Consider the following 21,017-nt stretch of genomic DNA (forward strand, 5'->3'; position numbering starts at 1 on the left):
TTAGCGTCCTTTGGTTCCGGTTAACGCATCCGTCAGATCCAGATACTGTGGCGCCACCGCGCCGGCGAAGCGCCGCTGGTGCGCCGTCTGCTGGGCGGAGGCGCAGCCCTGTTCGCCGAGAAACTTGACCTGCTCCTCTTCCCACACCGCATCCAGCGCCTGCGGCGTATCGTCGCGCGCCTCTTGCGCCACCTGGGTCTCCAGCGCCTGGGCCTGCACCTCGCTGCCGGACAGCGCCAGCAGCAGATCGAACAGCACCGCGTACGGGCTTTCACGCTGTTGCAAGCGCGCGCCCAGCAGCGCCAGGATCGGCGCGATGTCCTGCAGCCCTTCCCGCGCCTGCGCCGCGCTGCGGCTGGCCAAATACTCCAGGTACAGCGGCAGGAAGTCCGGCAGCTCGCGGCTGTCGATCTCCAGCCCGGCGGTGCGGTACTGCGCCATCAGGTCAACCATCGCCTGGCCGCGATCGCGCGACTCACCGTGCACGTGCTCAAACAGCAGCAGCGAGGTGGCGCGGCCGCGATCGAACAGCTCGCAATAGTCAGCCTGAGCATCCAGCAACGGGCGCGCGCACAGGCGGCGGATAAACAGAATCAGCTGCGCGCTGTGGTGCAGATCCAGCTCGCTGGCCGGCTCCAGCGCTTCGATCAGCGCCTGCTGATGGTCAAACAGCACCTGCTCCGGATAATCCAGCAGGCGGGCGATCACTTTCAGGCTGATCATGAGGCATCCTCCGGCCGCGCGGTTTTCGCGGTCACGTCGATGGCGTCGATACGGCGGCTGTTGAACAGATTGAACTTGCCATCGCTGCCGTGGCAGCCGTCGCCGAAGCTGAAGCCGCACCCCTTGCTTTCCGGGAAGGCTTCGCGCGCCAGTTCGCGGTGGCTCGACGGCACCACAAAGCGATCTTCATAGTTGGCGATCGCCAGGTAGCGATACATCTCCTGCGCCTGCGCTTCGCTCAGGCCAACCTGCTCCAGCGCGCTGGTGTCCACCACGCCGTCGACGGTTTCCGCCCGTTTGTAGTGGCGCATCGCCAGCATGCGCTTCAGCGCCAGCAGTACCGGTTCGGTATCGCCGGCGGTCAGCAGATTCGCCAGATACTGCACCGGAATGCGCAGGCTCTCGACGTCCGGCAATACGCCGCTGTGCGCCAGCTCGCCGGCGTCGGCGGCGGACTGAATCGGCGACAACGGCGGCACGTACCACACCATCGGCAGCGTGCGGTATTCCGGGTGCAGCGGCAGCGCCAGCTTCCAGTCCATCGCCATTTTGTACACCGGCGACTGCTGGGCGGCTTCAATGACGCCCTGCGGCACGCCGTCCGCCAGCGCCTGAGCAATCACCTTAGGATCATGCGGATCGAGGAAGATATCGAGCTGGCTCTGATACAGATCTTTGTCGTTCTCCACCGCCGCCGCCTGCTCGATGCGATCGGCGTCGTACAGCAGCACGCCGAGATAGCGGATGCGGCCCACGCAGGTCTCCGAACAGACCGTCGGCTGCCCGGCTTCGATACGCGGGTAACAGAAGATGCACTTCTCGGACTTGCCGCTTTTCCAGTTGAAATAGATTTTCTTGTACGGGCAGCCGGTCAGGCACATGCGCCAGCCGCGGCACTTGTCCTGGTCGATCAGCACGATGCCATCTTCGCCGCGTTTGTAGATCGCCCCGCTCGGGCAGGTGGCGACGCAGGCCGGGTTGAGGCAGTGCTCGCACAGGCGCGGCAGGTACATCATGAAGGTGTTTTCGAACTGGCCGTACATCGCCTTCTGCAGGTTATCGAAGTTCTTGTCCTGCGAGCGTTTTTCGAATTCCCCGCCGAGGATCTCCTCCCAGTTCGGGCCGCTTTCGATCTTGTTCATGCGCTGGCCGGTAATCAGCGAGCGCGGGCGGGCCACCGGCTGGTGCTTGCCCTGTTTGGCGGTGTGCAGATGCTGGTAGTCGTAATCGAACGGCTCGTAGTAGTCGTCCAGCGCCGGCACGTCCGGGTTGGCGAAGATTTTCGCCAACACGCCGACGCGGCTGCCCATGCGCGGCTCCAGCTTGCCGTTGATTTTGCGGATCCAGCCGCCCTTCCATTTTTCCTGATCTTCCCAGGCGTGCGGATACCCGACGCCAGGCTTGCTTTCCACGTTGTTGAACCAGGCGTATTCCATACCTTCACGGCTGGTCCAGACGTTTTTGCAGGTGACCGAACAGGTGTGGCAACCGATGCACTTGTCCAGATTCAGCACCATGCCGACTTGCGAACGAATTTTCATTTGCTGTTCTCCTGCTGACTGCCCTGCGCGTAGTCGTTGCCTTCGTCGTCCAACCAATCAATGCGGTTCATCTTGCGCACCACCACGAACTCGTCGCGGTTGGAGCCGACGGTGCCGTAGTAGTTGAAGCCGTAGGCCAACTGCGCATAGCCGCCGATCATGTGGGTCGGCTTCGGACAGGCGCGGGTCACCGAGTTGTGGATGCCGCCGCGTTGGCTGGTGATCTCCGAGCCCGGCAGGTTCACGATGCGCTCCTGCGCGTGGTACATCATGGTCATGCCGGCCGGGATACGCTGGCTGACCACCGCGCGCGCCGTCAGCGCGCCGTTGGCGTTGAAGGCCTCGATCCAGTCGTTGTCCGCGATGCCCAGATCTTTGGCGTCGTCTTCGCTCAGCCAGACGATCGGGCCGCCGCGCGACAGCGTCAGCATCAACAGGTTGTCGCTGTAGGTGGAGTGAATGCCCCACTTCTGGTGCGGCGTCAGGAAGTTCAGCGCCTTCTCCTTGTTGCCGTTCGGCTTGCTGTTCAGCAGCGGCTGCGCGGCACGGGTGTCGATCGGCGGCCGGTATACCAGCAGGCTTTCACCGAAGGCGCGCATCCACTCATGGTCCTGATACAGCTGTTGACGGCCGCTGAGGGTGCGCCACGGGATCAACTCGTGCACGTTGGTGTAGCAGGCGTTATAGGAAACATGTTCATCCTCCAGACCGGACCAGGTCGGGCTGGAGATAATTTTGCGCGGCTGCGCCTGAATGTCGCGGAAGCGAATTTTCTCGTCTTCCTTGTTCAGCGCCAGATGCCGGTGATCGCGGCCGGTGACGTTGCTCAGGGCCTCCCAGGCTTTTACCGCCACCTGGCCGTTGGTTTCCGGCGCCAGCGACAGGATCACTTCCGCCGCGTCAATCGCGCTCTCGATCTTCGGCCGCCCTACCGCCGGGCCGTCGGCCTTGACGTAGTTAAGCTGCTTGAGGAAGTCGACCTCGGTTTGGGTGTTCCAGCTGATGCCCTTGCCGCCGTTGCCCAGTTTGTCCAGCAGCGGCCCCAGCGAGGTGAAGCGCTCGTAGGTGGCCGGGTAATCGCGTTCCACCGCGATGATGTGCGGCGCGGTTTTGCCGGGGATCAGATCGCATTCGCCTTTCTTCCAGTCCTGCACGCCGTAAGGCTGTGCCAGTTCGGCGGCGGAGTCGTGCTGGATAGGCAAGGTCACCACGTCGGTTTCCTGGCCCAGATGGCCGACGCACACTTCGGAGAAGGCCTTGGCGATGCCCTTGTAAATCTCCCAGTCGCTCTTCGAATCCCAGGCCGGATCGACCGCCGCCGACAGCGGATGGATGAACGGGTGCATGTCGGAGGTGTTCATATCGTCTTTTTCGTACCAGGTGGCGGTCGGCAGCACCACGTCGGAGTACAGGCAGGTGCTCGACATGCGGAAATCGAGCGTCACCACCAGATCCAGCTTGCCTTCGCCGCCCTGCTCGCGCCATTCCACTTCCTGTGGCTTCACGCCGCCCTGCTGGCCGAGATCTTTCCCCTGGATGCCGTTTTCGGTGCCCAACAGGTATTTGAGCATGTACTCATGGCCCTTGCCGGAAGACCCCAGCAGGTTGGAGCGCCAGACGAACAGGTTGCGCGGGAAGTTCTGCGGATTGTCCGGCTGCTCGGCGGCGAAGCCCAGCGTGCCGTTTTTCAGGCCGTCGACGGTGAACTCGACCGGTGACTGGCCGGCGGCGCGGGCCTGCTCCGCCAGGCGCAGCGGGTTGGTGCCCAACTGCGGCGCCGACGGCAGCCAGCCCATGCGCTCGGCGCGCACGTTGAAGTCGATCAGGCTGCCGCCGAAGCGCGTCTTGTCCGCCAGCGGCGACAGCAACTCGTCGGTGCCGACAGTTTCATAGCGCCATTGGCTGGAATGGTTGTAGAAGAACGAGGTGCTGTTCATGTGGCGCGGCGGGCGCTGCCAGTCGAGGCCAAACGCCAGCGGCAGCCAGCCGGTTTGCGGCCGCAGTTTTTCCTGGCCGACGTAGTGCGCCCAGCCGCCGCCGCTCTGGCCGACGCAACCGCAGAAGATCAGCATGTTGATCAGGCCGCGGTAGGTCATGTCCATGTGATACCAGTGGTTGACGCCGGCACCGACGATGATCATCGAACGGCCGTGGGTCTTCTCGGCGTTTTCCGCGAACTCGCGGGCAATGCGGATGATGTTGTGGCGCGACACGCCGGTGATCTGTTCGGCCCAGGCCGGGCTGTAGGCCTTGACCTCGTCATAGTCGGCGGCGCAGTTGGCGTCGTCCAGCCCGCGTTCCAGGCCGTAATTGGCCAGCGTCAGGTCATACACGCTGGTCACCAGCGCTTCGCTGCCGTCCGCCAGCCGCAGGCGTTTCACCGGCAGCTTGTGCAGCAGGATCTCGTCCAGTGCCACGCTGTTGAAATGCTCGCTGTCGGCTCCGCCGAAGTACGGGAAGCCCACCTCGGCGACGTCGTCATGCATGCCCAATAGGCTGAGCTGCAGCTCGACTTCCTGTTGCGATTTGCCCTCGCGCTGTTCCAGGTTCCACTTGCCCTTCTCGCCCCAGCGGAAACCGATGGAACCCTGCGGCGCCACCAGATCGCCGCTGTGGCTGTCGATGGCGACGGTTTTCCACTCGGGGTTGTTTTCCTGGCCCAATCCGTCCACCAGATCGGCGGCGCGCAGCAGGCGGCCGGCGGCGTAGTGGCCGCCTTCACGCGGCTCCAGCAGCACCAGCATCGGCATGTCGGTATAGCGGCGTACATAGTCGCGGAAGTAGCCAACTTCGCGGTCGAGATGGAACTCTTTCAGCATTACGTGGCCCATCGCCAGCGCCATCGCGCTGTCGGTGCCCTGCTTCGGATTCAGCCAGTGGTCGCACAGCTTGGCGACTTCGGCATAGTCCGGCGTCACCGCCACGGTTTTGGTGCCCTTGTAACGCACTTCGGTAAAGAAGTGGGCGTCCGGGGTACGCGTCTGCGGCACGTTGGAGCCCCATGCGATAATGTAGGAGGAGTTGTACCAGTCGGCGGATTCCGGCACGTCGGTCTGCTCGCCCCAGGTCATCGGCGAGGCCGGCGGCAGATCGCAGTACCAATCGTAGAAGCTCAGGCAGGCGCCGCCGATCAGCGACAGGTAGCGGGCGCCGGCGGCGTAGGACACCATCGACATCGCCGGGATCGGCGAGAAGCCGATAATGCGGTCCGGGCCGAAGGTTTTGGCGGTATAGACGTTGGCGACGGCGATCAGTTCATTGACCTCTTGCCAGCTGGAGCGGACGAAACCGCCGCGGCCGCGCGCCACCTTGTAGCTTTTGGCTTTTTCCGCATCGCCGACGATAGAGCCCCAGGCCGCGACCGGATCGCTGTGCTGCGCTTTCGCTTCGCGCCACAGTTTGAGCAGACGCTTGCGCATCAGCGGGTATTTCAGCCGGTTGGCGCTGTACAGGTACCAGGAGTAGCTGGCGCCGCGCGGGCAGCCGCGCGGTTCATGGTTAGGCAGATCGGGACGGGTGCGTGGATAATCGGTTTGCTGGGTTTCCCAGGTCACCAGACCATTCTTCACATAGATCTTCCAACTGCAGGAACCGGTGCAGTTCACGCCGTGGGTGGAACGCACCACTTTGTCGTGTTGCCAACGGCTGCGGTAGCCGTCTTCCCAGTCGCGGTTGGTGTTCAAGGTCTGGCCGTGATCGCCAGAAAAAGGCTCCGCCAACTGCTTGAAATAGCGGAAACGGTCTAAAAATTTGCTCATCCGGAATGCTCCTGAAGGCTCTTGTCGTTATAAGAAGACATGCTCAATCTGCCGCCAGCCTACTGACGGCCAACCGGCGGCAAATTGATTGCGATCAAGAGAAAGCGGGAGGCGACGCGCGCGTCGGGGATGAAATACCACCAAAGTATAGGTGCGAGACTTAACTTTAATTAATTGAATTTGAATGAATAAATCAGGAATTCATGACAGAGACTGACGGGCGGGGGGCAAGGTGGGGTATTTGGGGGTAGGACGCGGGAGAAACCTCCCGCGTGATGCTAACTCGTCGCTTTCAGCGTTGAAGCCACAGCGTCGCGGTGCCCACGGCGGGCAACGCCAGCTTGACCTCCGTGCCCTCTCCCTGCCGCCGCCAGCCCGCCGGAAGGCGCAAGCGGGTGCTTCCCTCTCGATAGTAGGGGTTGGCTACCAGCAGCAAGGCGCGATCGCCCAGAATAAACATCCGCGCCGGCATTTGCGGGTCGCTTCCCGCCAGCGGCGTCGATTTTCCCGTCAGCAGATAAGGGGTGAAGGCGGCAATTTGCTGCGACACGGCAGCCACGCCACGCCAGGTGGCGTCAAACTCCCGTTGGTCGAAGCGGCCGGTTTTACGCTTGTAAAACAGATCGGTATAAGAATAAAACAACAGCCCCTTAGCGCCGCCGATCAGCGCCTGCCAGGCCTGGTTGCGGATTTCCGCCTCTGACGGCGGATGTGGCTTGCGGCGGGCGTCATAAGCGGCGTGATCCATGATTTGCATCACCACCCAGGCCCCGCGTGCCTGGCGGGCGGCCTGCACCGTCAGTTCGGTATAACGCGTGGTGCGCGTCAGATCGCGATCGTTCCCCACCGGGTAAGGGTCGGTCGCCAAAATGTCGCTGCTGTTAAAGTAGGCGTCCAACTCCCCGGTTTTGTTCAACACCTGGAAGGTGGGATGATCGCCGTCAAGCCGCTTTATTTGCAGGTTTTTTTCCTCGATCTTATCGAGATATTCCGGCCCCAGTTCATCGTTGATGTACCAGGCGAGCAGGTTGGGCTGAGAGCGCAAGCGCTGCACGTACCAGGCCGTCATCGCCGCGTAGTCGCCACCGCGCACGGCCGGCGCGAAACGGCTGCCGCGGTACTGATCTTTGACGGAGTAAATGACCAGCAGCCCGCGCTTGCGTGCGTTGCGGAAAAAGGCGTAAGGATCTTTCTTTTCCCCATAATCATAGTTCAGCACCGTGTTGAATCCCGCCGAGGCGATGCGCGCCAAATGTTCATCGGTAGCCACGTTGGCGTAAATGCCCAACGGGAAAAGCCGTTGACCATCGCGCAGGGTAAAGCCTTTGCTGTCGATCGCCACTTTGGCCGCAGGCTGGCCAACGCGAAAAGACAGCTCGCTGCCCTGTGCCGGCTGGGATTGCTGACCGGTGACCTGCTGACGCAGGCGGTACTCCCCCTGGGCCAGACCGGTCGGCAGTGGGTATTCGATACGGCGCTGCCCTTCAACTTGATAACGGTCGCGGCTACGGTGAACAACCTGCCCCTCGGCATTAAGCAATTCGCTATCGACCTGCAAATGCTGCGGCTGCGCAGTGACTATCAGCGTGTCGACCTTTCCCTGCGACGACGCGCCGAGCTGATACAATGCCGGCTTAGGCGCTCGAGTACACGCATAGGCGTCGTCAAACCAGACGGTACCGGTGCTCCCCTTACGCAGGTAAACGCCAAAAGTGATTCGCGCCGCCTGCGGCGGCACGGTATAGCTGGCGTTCACCTGCCGCCAACCGCTGTCGCCGGTCACGCCAGCCGGATAGCTGCCTTCCAGAAAGCGCCCCTGCGCATCAAAGCTTTGCAGATAAACCCCGGCGCCGCCGTCGCGGCTTTGCCCGCGTACGCCGCGGGTCTTGAGCCAGACGCCGAAATCTATCGTCTGCCCGGGCACAACCTGCAGCGCCTGGTTGAAGGTACGGTACTGCGCTGCATCTGCATTGTCATAACGCAGACTGCCACGGCCGCTGTGCGTATCGCCGTCGCCCTGTGCGCCCTGCGCGCGCCAGCCGCTGAGCCCCTGCTCAAAGCCGGGGTTGGCCAACAGATTGGGTTGGCAGCTCTGCGCCAGAGCCGAAGCGCTCCACAAGGCGCAACAGCCCAGAGCCACCCTCTGATACATCCCCCTCATGGTCACTTCCTTTTCACCACGGCATTGAACAGATAGGTGGCGAACAGATAGCAGGATTTCTGGTAAGACAGCCCCAAATGCTGACGGTAAATCCGCCATTGCCAGTCCGCGGCGCGGATTTTGTTGCCCGACAGCGAATGGGTAGACAATCGGTAACAGGCCAGCGGTTCGGGAATGCAGTAGGCCAGGCCGTTACGCGCCTTCTGCAGCACCGCCAGCCACATCAAATAGTCCTCATGGCCCACTTTTTGCTGATACACCTTACCGATGCGCTTCTGGTTGTAGATGCCGGTGAGATTGCCAATCCAGTTGCTTTTCAACATATCCTGATAGCCAATAAGCTCATCCGCACCACGGGTGTTTTTGATCAATTTCAGGTCGTCTTCGAAGGTGTAATAATGGGAGCACACCACGTCGTAGCGGCGGGTTTGCAAAATGCTCGCCTGGCGCGACAGCTTGTTGGGCAGCCATACGTCATCACTGTCGCAGAAGGCGATATAGTCGCCTTTCGCCGCCTCAATGCCGATGTTGCGCGTTTCCGCCACGCCCTGGTTATGCTCATTACGGATATAGGTGAGGCGATCGTGGATAAACGGCCGTACCACCTCGGCAGTATCGTCGGTAGACGCATCATCGATCACATACAGGTGATAATCGGTAAATCGCTGATTCAGCACGCCTAGAATCGACTCTTTAATAGAGTTCGCAGCATTGTAGGCCGGCATTATCACGGATATCTTTTCCATTCTGTCCTCACTCGGTGAGCTGTTGCCACTGGGGATAAATACGTTCGGGAGAAAAACGACGAGACTTCTCTAACGCGGCGATAGAGAAGTGCTCGCGCAACCCCGGATCGAGCATCAGTTTGATCACCCCTTCGCTGAAGGCGGCGGCGTCGTCATCGGGCACCAGATAGCCGTTGACGCCATCGTCTATCAACTCGGCCGGGCCGGTCTTGCAGTCGTAGGCCACCAGCGGCAGGCCGAAACTCATGGCTTCGATCAGCACCATCGGCAATCCCTCATAGCGAGAGGTCATCAAATACAGGCTGGCCTGGCGATAATAGTCCGCCACGTTAGCGGTGGCCGGCAGCAGACTCACCTGCCGCTCCAGCCCGGCGTCTTCAATCTGTCGCCGCAATGCGTCGCGCTCCGGACCGTCGCCAATAATCAGCAGACGCCAATCCGGCGCCTGTGCCACCACCCCTCGCCACAGTGCGATCAGTCGATCGAAGCCTTTCTGATTGCTCAATCGCCCCACCGCCAGCGCCACCTTTTTTTGCAGCGCCGGCGTCGGCGCCTGTGCGCCGAATGGCGAAACGTTCTCGATCACCCGACATTTTCCGGCCCCCACCCAGCGAGCGATGGCGTCGCTATCTTGCCGCGTCAGGAAAATCACGCGATCGCTCAGCCGGTAAACCAGCAACTTCAGCCACTTAAATACGCGCGGATACTGGTGAAAGCTGACGTGCTCACTTAATAGCAACCGGCTGCGGGCACAGAACAAACGCAGAAAAGGCGTCATCACCACCGACAGTTTTCCCATAGAAACGGTAATGATCACGTCCGCGCGTTCACGCCGCAGCGCCAATGCCAGCCGCCATGGCCAGAACAGCGAATCGCCACCGCCGCAGCGCAACCGGACGTCACTCGCCAGCGGAAAGAAGCTCCGCTCGCCAAACAGCGAAAACACCGCCACCTCATAACCCGGCAGACGCGCCAGCGCGTTGGCCAAACCGCTGGCGACCCGTTCAGTACCGCCCTTGCCCGCGATATTTTCGATAACGATGATTACCTTGCGTGCTTGCATATCATCTCCTGAATCCCTGGCGCACATTGCGCAGCAGCCGGCCGCCAACCGAGAACAATCCCAACCGCGCCAGACAATCGCCATACCATTTGATCACCTTGAACTTGCCGCTCAGGCTGTGCCGCACGATGCGCGACGAGTAATAATTGAACGCCTGGGCGTTTTCCGAATACAGCGAGGCCAGCAGATGCTTGCAGGCGAATCCGCTGATATGGCGATCGCTGGGGCTGAGGAAGGTATTGATAAAGCGGTCGCTGGCCTCCAGATTGAGCTTCGCCGTCATGCGCCCATAGCGCCCTACGTCGAGAAACACCCCTCCGCCGGCGTCGTGCGCCACATGCGCGCCCAAATTGGTGGCATTGACCAAAAAACCCCAGTCCTGATGCTTATTGAGGAACTCGGGAAATAAAAAGCGGCGATCGCTTTTTTTACGGATGCTGATGGTGGATGAACGAATATCGCCCATTTCCAGAAAAAGAAAATCCTCGCCGGAGGAACCGGATTTATAATGGAAGTTGAAATCACGCACCGAATCGCCGCTCACCTCCGCATAGTTGCCGAAGATAATATCAATATGGCGATCCTCATGTTTATTCATGCGACGAATAATATAGTTGGTCGTGAAGTAATCATCAGAGTCGAGGAAAAACACGATCTCCGATTGCGCTAACTTGGTACCTAAGTTGCGCGACACCGCCGCATTGCTCTTCTGTTTTTTCTCATGCAGCATCACATTGCTATTCGTCGCCGCTATCTGACGAATATATTTGATATCATCCTCGTCAGAGCAATCATCAACCAAAATCACCTGATAGTCGAATCCTTGACAAGCGTTGAAAATCCGCTTCAGCGTTTTCGGCAGGTAGCGTGCACTATTATAAATAGGGATAACGATCGAGAAATCCATTTCTTAACCCTCCAACTTAGAATTTATCATTTCTTTTCCACGGCAAAGCAACAATAACGACACGTTAAATACCGGGACCAAAAAATAGGTTTCCGTAAAGGTTGTCAGCAGGAAAACAACCACCACCCAGCGCATGAACCGACTCAGCCTGCGCATATTGCCCAACAGGTGAAAATAACAAAAAAGCATGACGACAGAAGCGATGCCACCGGCCGAATAAAACATGGCGATGAAGAAGAAATCGACGGGCTTATAAGGCTCTATATTCATGCCGAACAGCGGATTGGGTAGCCCCACCGCCTGAAACATCTGCCAGGAGAACCAGATTCGCCCGGTCAACGCCTGGTTCAAGAGGACGTCCAAGGCCGGATTACTCCCCCAGCGTATAACGCTGGCGAATTGAAAGCCTACAATGGCCAACGTCAGCGCGATGCAGACTTTTCTGTTCGGCGCGACACGCAGCAGCGGCGCCAGCCAAAACAGCAACAACATCAACAGCGCCAACATAAAACAGGTGCGAGAATAGGAATACATCAGCACCGGGAGAATTAACGCCGATACCGCCAGCGAAGCGATATTTTTCATTCCTCGCGTTAATTTCGCATGGTCGATCAGGCACAGCAGTGTGGCGAACAAGGCAAAAGAATAATACGCCAGGGTATTCGGATTATCGAACCCCAGCGTTAATCGATTGCCGTAACGCTCATCAAGGTAAACAAACCCATCGGTGTAAAAGATATAGGGAATAACCACCAGTAACCCTGCCACCACAAAGGTGATGGCAAACATTTCAGCGCCACGCCCCATTTCGATGCGACGGAATAAAATTATCACCGCCGTGCTGAATACCGCACCGAACAGATAATCACCATGACCGGTGGCAATATTAACAAGAAACAGCAGAACCAAAAAACCCGCAACCGCCTTTTCCGCCAGCGTAGCGATAAAAAATGCATAGCCAACATAGAGCAACATCAAGCCATTAAGCCCCATGACCGCTTTATTAATCAGCTCGCTATTGAACGATCCCGAGGTCAGGAACGTTTTCACGAAAAACATCAGCAGGAAGGTCAATACAATTGATTGATTGACTAAATCTCGCGACTGATTATAACCCGCATTGGCATGCATTTGAAAATTGGAGGCGACTCTTTGCATAAGCGTTTACTCAGTAAAATAACTGCCCCATTCCTGCTCAATGTTTTTCGGCATCAGCTTGCTTAACCCCGCGCCAGGCGTAAACGTCAACTCACCGAAATACACCTTCTCACCGACCTGGTAGAAATCCACACGGACATAAGAGAACTGCTGCGCGGTCTGGCGAGCCAAACGTATCATTTCCTCCAGCCGTGTAGGGCGCGGCATCGGTTCGTCTGCATTCGGCAAGTTGATACGAATTTCGGTGCGGTTCCAGTCGATATCAAAAATATCGCGCCGATGGGTGCCGAAACGCTGGTAATCCACCTGGATGAACATACGAATTTCATGATTGTCGTTGAAACAATGAAACTTGATATCGTTCGGCACCTGTTCGCCATCCAGCAACAGGCGCTCCACCATGATGCAGGGTTCGATATCCAGATAATGCTTTTCGCGGCTCTGCTCATAAAAGTTGCTGCGCATCCACGCGTTGCTGAGATCGTACAACTCCGCGTAGCTAATCTGCTGCTTGTCGAACACCAAGCGGTTATAGCCGCTGCCGTGGTTGGCCTTCAGCACAAAGGCGTTAGGCAATTGCCTGAACATGTCGTAGCTAAGTTCAGTGCCATGCGCATACAGCTCCACCAGATACTCCTCGCCCCACAGGCCGGCGATAAATTCACGCACCTTGAACTTGTCCGACAAAGTGGTGTAGATGCTGCGCGGATAAATTTTGCGGCGCATGATCTTTTCGCTGAAGCCGGTCGGTTTTGACAGGTGCGGCAGCTTCTTGAAATAGAGCGCGTATTTAACCTGATGGTGCCAGGCATCGGGCAGGCGCTTGGAAATATTTTTAACCAGGATGTTTAACATGCTCTCTCCTTAATTTGCTGACAAGACGCGGCAGGCAGTAAAAACAGGTCAGCTGCAGTCGGGTAATTTTTCCGCCACGGAATAAACTGTTCAGCACGAAGAACGAAATGAACTCCGCCAACAGCGTAGATACCGCCGCACCGATCAGGCCGTAGCGCGGGATCAGCAGCAGATTCATCACCACGTTCGCCACCGCCACCAACGGCATCTTGATGGCGATAAAACGATAGCCGGCGAACAGCACGATGCTGCGGTACGAAACCGTCCCCATTACCGAGAACAGCGAGGTCAGCGTGCAAATAGCCAGGATATTGGCGGCCGGTTGGAAAGCGGCGCCGTACAGCAGCGCAATCGCCGGGTGGGCGAACCACCATAGGCCCAGCAACACCGGCAACGACAGGCCCAAGACCACCAGATAAAGCACCCGAATACGGTACTCCTGCTCCAACGGATCGCGACAGCTGGCAATGCCCGGCATCAACGAAGTGATCAGCGCCATCGGCACGAAAACCCAGCCTTGGCTGAGGGTGGTGGCGGCACTGAACCAGCCTACCGCCTGCTCGCCGACCAGATTGCCCAGCATGATTTGATCGATGCGGGTATAGATCACTATCGACAGGCTGGAGATGGCCAACGGCAGGCCCACCTTTAGCAAATAACGGCCATAGCGCCTGGCCTGGCGCGGCGTAACCCGCGGCGAGGCCGCCGCTTCCGCACGGAATAACCAGAGGCGCGCCAGGTAAGGTACGGCGCTGCTGAGGATGTAGGGTACCGCGAACCACACCAGCGGCAGCGCCGCGCTCACCAGCGCCAGCCGCAGCCCGATCGACAGCAGCAGCGCCAGGTTGTTGATCAGCGTATTGCGTTTCGACTGCAGGCGGGCATCGTAATAAATTTTGTACACGTCCTGAATCGAGAAATAGGCGCTGATAAGCAGCAACAGCGTCATCAGTTGGCTGGCGGGCGATTGGCTGAAATAGCTCCATATCAGCATCGGCAGCGCCACCACCAGGAACAGCCAACGACGCAGGCGTACTGACGCCAGCATCAGGCGAATGCCGCTCGGCTGTCGGCGGGCGACGCGGTTGAAAATGATGCTGTCGGCGCCCAACTGCACCAGTGGCACTACGATGGCGATCGTCGCCAACAGATAGTTGAGGGTGCCAAACTGCGCGGGCCCCAGATAGCGCGCAACGTAAATGGAGACGAAGATGCCGGACAGGCTGAGCGAAACGCGTTCAAGCATCAGCCACAGGGCATTGGTGATAATGGCCTTCACCCGCTTATTCCCCTGCCTGCGGGTGATCTTCCCGATGGCTTGGGTAGGCGAAGTTGTAATAGCTCATGTCGGTTGCCGCCTTCTTCACCATCCCGTTGAGGATCACGCCCTTGATCGCCACGCCATTCTGTTCGAAACGACGCATGCTGGTTTCGATCTGCTTGACGGTATTCACCTCAAAGCGCACCACCAGCAGTGAGGTACCCGCGTGATTGCCGACGATCGCCGCGTCCGTCACCGCCAGAATCGGCGGCGTGTCGATCAGCACCAGATCGTAGTTCTGCCCGGCCCAGCGCAGGAAGTCGGCGAAACGGCGGTGCATCAGCAGTTCGGACGGGTTCGGCGGCACCTGACCGCGCGGCACGAAGTCCAGATTGGCGATGGCGGTTTTCCGCACCGCCTGTTCCGCCATCACGTTGCCCACCAGCATGTCGGACAGCCCCTGATGCCCATCATCCGCCAGCCAGCGGTGCAGGAAGCCTTTGCGCATATCGGCGTCGATCAACAGCACCCGCTGCCCGGCCTGCGCCACCACCACTGCCAGGTTGGTGCTGGTAAAGCTCTTGCCGCTTTCCGGGCTGGCGCCGGAGACCATCAGAATGTTGTTCTTGGCCTCCATCATGGCGAAATGCAGGCTGGTGCGCAGGCTGCGGATCGCTTCCACCGACAGGTCCGTCGGTTCGGCCACCGCCAGGATCGGCAAGCGCCGCCCCCCGGACCTTGGCAGCAGCTGACGTTGCTCGCGGTTGCGCTTCACCTGCCACGGCGACAGCGGCACGGTGGCGTAGACGTTGATGCCCCGCTTCTCCAGGGTATCGATGTCATTGATGCCGCGATGGAAGGCCGCACGCAGCAGCACTACGATGGCGCCGCCCCCGGCGCCAAGCAGCAGCGCCAACAATACGATCAGCATCTTTTGCGGCTTAATCGGCCGCAGCGCGGTTTCCGCTTCGTCGATGATGCGCACATTGCCCACCGTGCCGGCCTTGCTGATGCTCAGTTCCTGCTGCTTGTTCATCAGCTGCATGTAAACCTGCTGATCCACCTGCACGTCGCGGGTAAGACGCAGGATCTCCTGCTGCATTTTCGGCAACGTCTGCACCTGTTTACCCAGCCGTGCCTTTTCCGCCTCCAGCGTGGCGCGCTTCTCCAGCAGCGCCCGGTAAGCCGGGTGCGCGCGGGTGTAGAGTTTGGAGATTTCCGCTTCCTTGAAGGTCAGCTCGTTGAGCTGGGCCTCGAGCTGCACTTGAGTATCCAGCACCGATTTGGCTTCAAGCGACAGATCCACCGAGTCATTTTGCTGGCGGAACTGATTAAGTTGGGTTTCGGCGTTGTTCAACGAGGTTTGCGTTTGCGGCAGCTGCTCTTGCAGGAACGCCAGCATTCGCTGAGCTTCTTCCGTTTTGCGATCCACGTTCTGCTGCAGGTAGTTGTCGGTGATGTTCTTCAGCATTGCCTCGGCGCTCTGCGGATCTTCGCTCGGCAGCGTAAAGGTCATGATGCCGCTGTCCTTGCCACTCGGCACCACGTCCAGGTATTTACGCAGATCGTCCACCGCTTCTTGACGCGCGACTTTGACCACGGTAAAGCTGGCGCCCGGCGAAGCGTCCAGCGCCGAGACGGTCATGTTCCAACCGCCTTGCGCCACCGGCTGCCCGACCACGCCGCTGAACAGTTTGCTGCCGTCATAACTCAGCTCGTAATGCTGCCCATCGCGCACCGTCAGCGTCAGCGCTTCGCCCTCCATGTCCGCCGGCGTCGTCAGCGTGGCAATGCTCAGCACCGGCGGCTTTTCACCGCTCAAGCGGGCAAAGCCTTTGCCGAACACCGGGAAATAGTCCGGGCTGACGCGCACCGTCAGACCGAGGGTGTCCACCGTTTTTCCCAGCACGTAGCGCGACTTAGCCAGCGTCACCTCATCCTGTGTCGCCGAATTTTGCCCCATCATTGAACTGTCCAACGTTTCACGCAGCAGCGAATCGCCGGACAGCTGCTTCTCCACCTGCACCACCGCCGTAGCCTGGTACACCGGGGTGGCCAACAGGGCGTAGGCGACGCCCAACATGCCAGCCACGCCGGTCACGACGGCGATCCGCCAGCGGTTATCCCACAGCGGCCCAATCAGGCGTTCCCACTCCAGCTTTTCGTCTTGTTCGGCCACCATCACGGACAGCGCATTATTTTTCATCTTCTGTTCCTTATTCACCCTGCGGAGTTACCAGTTGCGCACGCGCAAGGTCGCCTCGCTGAGATCGTTAAAGCTGCTGATGGTCGGCACCAGCTGGCTGATCAAACGGTTCCAGCGCGCGACCGGCGCCGCAGTGACGTACACGACGTCGTAAGGTTGCAGCTGAAATTCAGCGCCCATCGCCAGCGCGCTGGCGTCGGAGAGATCGAACTGATACAGCGTCGCCAGTCGCTGCGGTGTTTTACCGCCGCTCGGCCGGATCACGAACACCCCGGTCGCATCCGCCACCGTCTGGCTGATCCCTTCGGAAGATCCGAGGGCCTCGGTCAGGGTCATGCCGCTGCGATCCATCTTCAGCGTCGCTTGCTTGCCCACCTCGCCCATCACGAACACTTTCAATTCGTCATTGCGCGGGATGTAGAGGATGTCGCCCGGCTGCAGCAGCGCGTTCTGGCTGATGTCGCCGCGCTGCATCAGCGCCTGCAGCGAGATAGCCCGCTCTTTGCCCTGATGGGTCAGCACCACGTTGCGCCAATCGGCGTTGTCCGTCAGGCCGCCGGCGGCGTTAATCGCATCCAGAATGGTCAACGGCACGTTGGTGATCGCCTGTTGGCCGGAGGTTTTCACTTCGCCGGTCACGTAAGCCTTCTGCGAACGGAAAGCGGCGATACTGACGTCCACCTGAGGGCTTTCCACATACTGCGCCAGACGGCCGGCGATCAGGCTGCGCACTTCGGTGACGGTCTTGCCCACCACCGCCACTCGCCCGATATAGGGATAAAAAATCGTGCCATCCGCATGCACCCAGTTGCCGGTGTCGCTGGCGCTGCGGTATTGCCCGGCCGGCGTGGTCAACTCGGGGTGATCCCAGACGGTGACGTTCAACACGTCGCCGACGCCGATGCGGTATTGATAGCTCTGCAATCGCTGATCCAGCGCCGGGTTCGGCCGGGCGACCGGTTCTACGCGCCGCATTTTCTGCAGCAGCATCGGCGACATGCGATAAACCTGTACCTGGTCATTCAAATCGAAATCGTCGTCCTGTTGCACGACGATGGCTTTTCCGCTGGTCGGTAAATGTGAACCGGGAACCACCGTACATCCACTCAACAGCGCGGAGGTGAAGGCCAATGGCATCAAAAGAGGCAAATGAAAATTCATGGAAGTACCGTGATAAACGGGCTGCTGCCGCAGCCCGTGAGGGGATTAACGGCCGACGGTCGGATTATCGCTGAACACCGTCGCCTGACGCGGTTCGCGCAACATGACGAAATAACCGCAAAAACAGAACAGAAACGCCACCAACATTTGGCTTTCCTGCAGCTGCAACACTTCACTGCAAATGCCAATGCAGGCCAACGTCACCGCCAGCATGGTGCTCATCGCCAGCGCCTGACGCGCATTGAGCCCACGACGCATCAGAATATGGTGCAAATGATCGCGGCCCGCTTTGAAGGGGCTTTGGCGACGCAACAGGCGACGCACCATCACAGTCACCATGTCCATCAGAGGAATGGCGATCAGCCACAGCGCGGTGACCGGACGCATTACCGCCTGTGGCCCCTGCGTCGCCAGCAACACCAGCCACAGCACGCTGAAGCCGATCACCATGCTGCCGGCGTCCCCCATAAAGATCTTGTTGCGCGCGCCGAACAGGCTCAGGTTGAACAACAGATAGGCCGCCAGCGCGACGATCAGGCCCAGGCACCACAGCGCCAGATCTTCCCTGCCGCCCAATCCGAACACGATAGCCAACGCGACGAAGGTCACGCAGGACAAGGCGCCCAGTTGCCCATCGATGCCATCCACCATGTTGTAGGCGTTGATCGCTCCCCATACCGCCAGCGGCGTGAGCAGCAACGCGCCATAACCGAGCATCACTTCCTGATGCCCCCAAACATAGCCCAATGAGGAAAGCTGCATCCCTGCCGCCAGCATCATCGCCAGCGCGATCCCTCCCTGCACCATGACGCGTGGCGCCACGGGCAGATCAAAGCGGTCATCCAGCACGCCCAACACCACCAGCGCCGTAATGCACAGCAGATAGACGGTGCTGTCAGGCAGCCAGGCGGGTTGCCACAGCGTCATCAGCATCAGCGTCAGGTACACGGCGATACCGCCGACCAGCGGAATGTGTCCCAGATGTTGCTTACGCGCATTGGGCTTATCCACTAATCCCACCGTTAAGGCGGCCCGGCGGGCAATAAGGACCCACGCTACCGCCAGCACAAATATCACGCTCAGTTGATATAACATCGTTCCTCCAGCGAATAAGCACGCTACCGCCCTTGAGTTACAGCTCCCAATGCGCTATTAACAAAAACAAAATTGATCCTGCCAGGATATAAGTCAGCATGAATTAATCCTGAAAAATACAGATTTATCCGCTTGTCGGCGGAAATAAGTAAATAACGTCAGCGTGCGGTTAAGTTATCTATCAGAAAACTCATGTTTAATGGTTCTTTCGATTGCCGAATCAAGTTCAACCGGCGCCACGAAATTATTTTGCACATTACTTTTAAATTGCGTTCTGGCGCAGAATTTCTGCACTCTGACGCGACTGATTGGGAATTTTTTACGACTTATTTTACTCACGACATCCAATGCGGTCGCCCCGCATATTCCCACCACATAAGGAATGCGAATCGTCTTATTTTCTCTGCCCAGCGAGGAGGAAATAACGTCGACCAATTGATTCATCGTAAAGTCCGGTTTATCGACGTAGTTGCTGACCTGATAACTTGACTGCTGGTCCAACGCATGCTCCAGCCGCGCGGCAATATTTTCAACGTAAGCCATCGACTTCATATTATTGCCACTGCCAATCATCACGAATCGGCCGCTGGCGATCTGGCGGAACAGGTTATACACATTGCCGCGGTTGCCTTCACCGAATACCACCGTCGGGCGAATGATGGTCAATTTGTTGGCGCTATCCGCCTTGCGCCACGCTTCATAAACGTATTCCGCTTCGAGCTTGGATTTGCCGTAATGATTGAAAGGATCGAAACGCCCTCCTTCATCGGTTTCCTGCTCGACGAACCCATAAACGGCAACCGAGGAAGTGAAAATGACTTGGTGGATATTCAACGCGGAGGCGGTCATGCAGACATGCCGTGCACCTTCTACATTGACCTGATAATAGAGCGAAATGGGATCGACGTTGTCCTGATGTTCCGCCGCCAGATTAATGATGGCGTCGCAGCCCGCCAGCGGCTCTTGCAGGGTCTCGGGTTGCGTCACGTCGCCATACTGATAGAGCGCCGGAAAATGTGCGCTAGGTTGTTTATCAACGATGACCAACGTCAGATCATCGCGCACACTGAGACGTTTCGCCAGGCGTGTTCCGATAAAACCGGAACCCCCGATAATAGCTACTTTACGCTTATCCATAATTTGTCACTCAGCAGGTTCTCATTATTCCTGTCACCTCGATGGAAACAGGACGCTAATATGCGTTAGGTAATGAGTTCCAGACTGGACAAATCGAACCCGGCTTTCAAATAACAAATAATGAAATAAAATATTTCATCAAATGTAAAATTATCGCTAAAGATAAAACCTCATTTAGCACTAATTTTTAACATCGTAAGCAACTTGATATTGCAAGGTTTTATTCGGCAATATGAGATTAATCCGACCTTTACCCGGCGTAGAAGAGGTCTCATATTTTACCGGTAATTTAAGCTGCCCCTGCTTAGGGTCGACACATTCGATGGTCGCCTGCTCCATGCTCTCCCCCTGGTACAGGCAGAACAGGGTTTGTGGGCTGTTGGTATGGGGGTTATTCAACGTCAGCGTCAACACGACGCGCGTATTGTTCTGAATATCATTGATCACCGGCGGGCGAGTTTGGTTGCCGAGCACATATGAAAAATGTGAAATAACCAGCAAAGAAGCAAATGCCGTCAGGTATTTCACTACGCGACTGGCGGGCATGCTGAAAAATCGGCGCACCGTCGCCGACTTTTTATCACGAGTGGGTTCCTGGGAGGGTTCTACCGTTGCAACAGGCGCTGCAACAAGCGTCGTTTTACGCGGCTTATCTATTTTTTCATCGTGTGCCTCAGGGGACTCACTTTCACTTTCAGAAAGTTCCGCTTGAATATTAACACCAATATCCTCACCGCTATTTAATATATCATCATCAGCGTAGTCTTCATCCTCGGATATAAAGTGAAAAGCCGCTTGATTTTCCACCTTGTAACCCAGCCGAGGAATGGTTCTGATAAGCGTATGTTCCGAGTCGCTGATTTTTTGGCGAATAGATTTAATTGTTTGATTTATCGTTGAATCTGAGCAGTAAGTTCCTTTCCAGATATTTTCTATAATTTCCGTTCGGGTTACCAGTTCTGGTGATCTGGCGACAAGCAGCGAAAGAATTTGATACTCCTTCCAACGCAGACGAAATTTCTCCCCGGCAGGAGTCAGAACATCGAGATTCCTAATCTTTATTCTTCTATCAAGATTCACTTTTAATTTCCTTAGCGTGCCTGTCCTGCACACTTTGTATAGAAATATCAAAAAATGTTCAAGAAATTAAATGTAAACTCAACAGGTTGCATTCATCGGATATTGGCCTTTATAAAAATTTTCTGATTTCATTTTTTACATTAGGCCTTATTAAGGATGTTCCGT

15 protein-coding genes are annotated in these 21,017 nt (G+C 57.8%); all 15 read right to left on the bottom strand.

The annotated features are described in order from the left end of the window. Entirely contained in the window at window positions 1-723 is a 723-nt protein-coding gene (narJ, locus tag ACMGGW_RS13040; RefSeq protein WP_025303200.1) for a nitrate reductase molybdenum cofactor assembly chaperone, read from the bottom strand. Further along, entirely contained in the window at window positions 720-2,264 is a 1,545-nt protein-coding gene (gene narH, locus ACMGGW_RS13045; RefSeq protein ID WP_049295806.1) for a nitrate reductase subunit beta, read from the bottom strand. The genes narJ and narH overlap by 4 nt, the downstream gene beginning before the upstream one ends. Then, entirely contained in the window at window positions 2,261-6,022 is a 3,762-nt protein-coding gene (locus tag ACMGGW_RS13050; RefSeq protein ID WP_197832278.1) for a nitrate reductase subunit alpha, read from the bottom strand. The genes narH and ACMGGW_RS13050 overlap by 4 nt, the downstream gene beginning before the upstream one ends. 292 nt (window positions 6,023-6,314) lie before the next feature. Continuing rightward, window positions 6,315-8,174: a carbohydrate-binding protein CenC gene (locus ACMGGW_RS13055; RefSeq protein ID WP_197833488.1), complete on the bottom strand. Its 1,860-nt coding sequence runs from the start codon at window positions 8,172-8,174 to the stop codon at window positions 6,315-6,317. Between the two features lie 11 nt (window positions 8,175-8,185). Further along, window positions 8,186-8,929: a glycosyltransferase family 2 protein gene (locus tag ACMGGW_RS13060; protein WP_038876984.1), complete on the bottom strand. Its 744-nt coding sequence runs from the start codon at window positions 8,927-8,929 to the stop codon at window positions 8,186-8,188. A gap of 7 nt (window positions 8,930-8,936) precedes the next feature. Further along, a complete protein-coding gene (locus ACMGGW_RS13065; RefSeq protein ID WP_043138535.1) occupies window positions 8,937-9,992 on the bottom strand; it encodes a glycosyltransferase family 4 protein in 1,056 nt (351 codons plus the stop codon). 1 nt (window position 9,993) lies between these two features. Further along, the gene (locus tag ACMGGW_RS13070) at window positions 9,994-10,899 is read right to left on the bottom strand and encodes a glycosyltransferase family 2 protein (RefSeq protein ID WP_025303206.1); all 906 of its coding nucleotides are present in this window, start codon (window positions 10,897-10,899) and stop codon (window positions 9,994-9,996) included. Window positions 10,900-10,902: 3 nt separating this feature from the next. Continuing rightward, a complete protein-coding gene (locus ACMGGW_RS13075; protein WP_038629451.1) occupies window positions 10,903-12,057 on the bottom strand; it encodes a hypothetical protein in 1,155 nt (384 codons plus the stop codon). A gap of 6 nt (window positions 12,058-12,063) precedes the next feature. Beyond that, window positions 12,064-12,912 (bottom strand): ATP-grasp fold amidoligase family protein, encoded by an 849-nt coding sequence (locus ACMGGW_RS13080; RefSeq protein WP_025303208.1) that lies wholly within the window; start codon window positions 12,910-12,912, stop codon window positions 12,064-12,066. Further along, window positions 12,893-14,191, bottom strand: coding sequence for a flippase (locus ACMGGW_RS13085; RefSeq protein WP_049295810.1), 1,299 nt, complete (start codon window positions 14,189-14,191; stop codon window positions 12,893-12,895). Before ACMGGW_RS13085 ends, ACMGGW_RS13080 begins: the two co-directional genes overlap by 20 nt. Before the next feature lie 4 nt (window positions 14,192-14,195). Then, window positions 14,196-16,379, bottom strand: a complete 2,184-nt coding sequence (locus tag ACMGGW_RS13090; protein WP_043138547.1) for a polysaccharide biosynthesis tyrosine autokinase — start codon at window positions 16,377-16,379, stop codon at window positions 14,196-14,198. A gap of 27 nt (window positions 16,380-16,406) precedes the next feature. Next, entirely contained in the window at window positions 16,407-17,540 is a 1,134-nt protein-coding gene (locus ACMGGW_RS13095) for a polysaccharide export protein (RefSeq protein WP_025303211.1), read from the bottom strand. A 45-nt stretch (window positions 17,541-17,585) separates the two neighbouring features. After that, window positions 17,586-18,635 (bottom strand): UDP-N-acetylglucosamine--undecaprenyl-phosphate N-acetylglucosaminephosphotransferase, encoded by a 1,050-nt coding sequence (wecA, locus tag ACMGGW_RS13100; protein ID WP_025303212.1) that lies wholly within the window; start codon window positions 18,633-18,635, stop codon window positions 17,586-17,588. A gap of 174 nt (window positions 18,636-18,809) precedes the next feature. Then, window positions 18,810-19,772 (bottom strand): NAD-dependent epimerase/dehydratase family protein, encoded by a 963-nt coding sequence (locus ACMGGW_RS13105; protein ID WP_025303213.1) that lies wholly within the window; start codon window positions 19,770-19,772, stop codon window positions 18,810-18,812. 180 nt (window positions 19,773-19,952) lie between these two features. Then, complete coding sequence (locus ACMGGW_RS13110) at window positions 19,953-20,852, bottom strand: winged helix-turn-helix domain-containing protein (RefSeq protein WP_060433321.1); 900 nt, start codon at window positions 20,850-20,852, stop codon at window positions 19,953-19,955. Between the last annotated feature and the right edge of the window lie 165 nt (window positions 20,853-21,017).

This window comes from Serratia sp. BNK-4 (genome assembly GCF_048685115.1).
Lineage (GTDB): Bacteria > Pseudomonadota > Gammaproteobacteria > Enterobacterales > Enterobacteriaceae > Serratia > Serratia bockelmannii.